Origin of the sequence: Micromonospora sp. NPDC049559 (genome assembly GCF_040676675.1) — a bacterium.
In the GTDB taxonomy this organism is placed as follows: Bacteria; Actinomycetota; Actinomycetes; order Mycobacteriales; family Micromonosporaceae; genus JBFAPK01.
Genome location: NZ_JBFAPK010000082.1, coordinates 1 through 2,127, shown reverse-complemented (window position 1 = coordinate 2,127; position 2,127 = coordinate 1). Strand labels below are relative to the sequence as shown.

General features: G+C 70.9%; 2 protein-coding genes. One reads left to right on the top strand and one right to left on the bottom strand.

Annotation, left to right across the window (positions count from 1 at the left end; translation table 11 throughout):
- Nucleotides 1-848 (bottom strand): SAM-dependent methyltransferase (locus AB0J86_RS38740; RefSeq protein ID WP_363863863.1); only part of this gene is annotated, 848 nt, incomplete at its 3' end.
- 227 nt (nt 849-1,075) lie between these two features.
- Here AB0J86_RS38740 and AB0J86_RS38735 point away from each other — a divergent pair.
- The coding region (locus tag AB0J86_RS38735; protein ID WP_363863860.1) for a hypothetical protein at nt 1,076-2,127 on the top strand (1,052 nt) is incomplete at its 3' end.

The following is a 2,127-nucleotide window of genomic DNA, read 5'->3' as shown; positions in this document are numbered from 1 at the left end:
CGCCGGGCAGCGCCACCGAGCCGGGGGGCGCCGGCTTGGGCGCGAACGGGGTGGCGGCCAGCTCCGGCCATCAGTCGTTCGGCCACCGACAGCTCGTGGTCGATGGGCGCCTCCGGCCGCCACTCGGGCAAGGAGACCAGGCCCGGCTCGACCATCTCCAGGTCGCCGAAGAACCCCTGTAGCTCCTCCAGCGTGCGGAACCGGCCGGTGCCCAGCACGCTGAGATACGTCTCCTCCAACTCGGCGGCGGCCGGGAAGGACGCGCAGAAGCTGGTCATGAACAGGTGGCTGCCGGAGGGCACCGCCGCCATGTACGCCTGCGCGACGCCGCGCGGGTCCTCGCTGTCGTGCAGGTGGTGGAGGATGCCGACGAGCAGGACACCGACCGGCTGGGAGAAGTCGATGAGGCGGTGCACCTCGGGGTTGGCGAGCACGGCCTGCGGGTCTCGCAGGTCGGCCGTGACCACTGCGGTGTTCTCGTTCTCGACGAGCAGGGCCCGGCCGTGGGCGAGCACGATCGGGTCGTTGTCGATGTAGACGACCCGGGCCTCGGGCGCCGACCGCTGTGCCACCTGATGGGTGTTCTCCCGGGTCGGTAACCCGGAGCCCAGGTCCATGAACTGCCGGATGCCCGCCTCCTCGACCAGGTAGCGGACACCGCGGCTGAGGATCTGCCGGTTGTAGGCCGCCACCTCGGGAAGTTGCGGAACGATTTTGAGCATCTCGGCGACGACGGCGCGGTCGATCGCGAAGTTGTCCTTGCCCCCGAGAACCACGTCGTACGCTCGCGCGATACTGGGTTTCGAGGTGTCGATGCCGGCCGAGGCCGGTCGGCCTTGTTCCACCATGAATTCCTCTTCCGGAGCGCCCCGCCGTCAACGGGTGTCGATCCTAGAGGATGCCCGTCGGGGCGCGGACCCGCGTCCGGCCAATGTGGAGCGTCCCGCCGCGCTTGCCCTTTCGGGTAGTCATGATCTCCCTTCCGGCTGGCCCAGGCGACAACGAAGCGGCTGACCGTTGTCGAATACTCGGTTTACGGTGAGTTTTTCGTGCGGGCCAGCTCCGGGGGTGCGGCGTGAAGACACCGGCCGAGGAGTTGGGGGCCGAACGGGAACGGGTACGCGCCGCGGGCGTACCGGCTACCGAGCAGGAAGCGTCGAGTCCGCGTACCAATCTGGTGCCGGACGCGCGAGTGGCCGGCGCCGCCGCGCGGACCGGGCCGGGGCGGGCGTTGAGCCCGGCGGTGGCGCAGCGGTTGCAGGCTGCGGCGGGTAACCGTGCGGTGGCGGGCCTGGTCGCGCAGCGGCGGGCGGCGTCGTCGCGTGCCGCTCGGCCGCCGTCGAGGGGCGGCGCCGGCACGGGTACGCCTCCAACCCAGCGCGCGCCCGCCGATGCCGGTACAACCTCGGACGTCTCCGCTGGTCAGGGCGCACCCGCGCTCGGCTCCGCGCCCGGCTCTGCGGCGCCCGTGCAGCGGTTGGCAACCGGGGCGGAGTCGCCATCTGGGCCTCGTCCGCCGGCGTCGGCTGATCCGAAGTTCGCCGCGTTGGCCTCCGATGTGCGGGCGAAGCAGAAGGTGATGTCGGCGCATCCTTCGGCGATGTCGGAGGCGGGTAAGGCGCAGGGTGCGGCGCGGCCTCCGCAGGATGACAGGCAGGCGCAGGGGAAGACGGCGAACGCGGAGAAGATGAACGCCGCGAAGCCGGGTGAGTTCGACAAGGCCGCGTTCGTGCGGGCCGTTAATGAGGCGATTGCGGCGCAGGCGCCGAAGAATCTGGACGAGGCGGACAAGTTCGGCGAGTCGGGTAAGGCCGACGCGGTGAAGGGCCAGGTCCAGGGTCAGGTCACGGCCGGTAAAGAGTCTTCGGCGAAGGCGATCGAGACGACGACGAAGGCCGAGCCGGACACGTCGGCGGCGAAGGAGAAGACCGTCACGCCGTTGGTGGCCGATCAGCCTCCGGGTGCCCCCGGCGCCCCCGATCCCGGTAAGGCCGTCCCGGACAAGGCCCCACCCGCCGCTACCGACTTCTCGGCCGGTCCGGCGCGGGTCGATCAGCAGATGGCTGATGCGCAGGTGACCGAGGAGCAGTTGGCGCGCTCCAACGAGCCGGAGTTCACCGGGGCGTT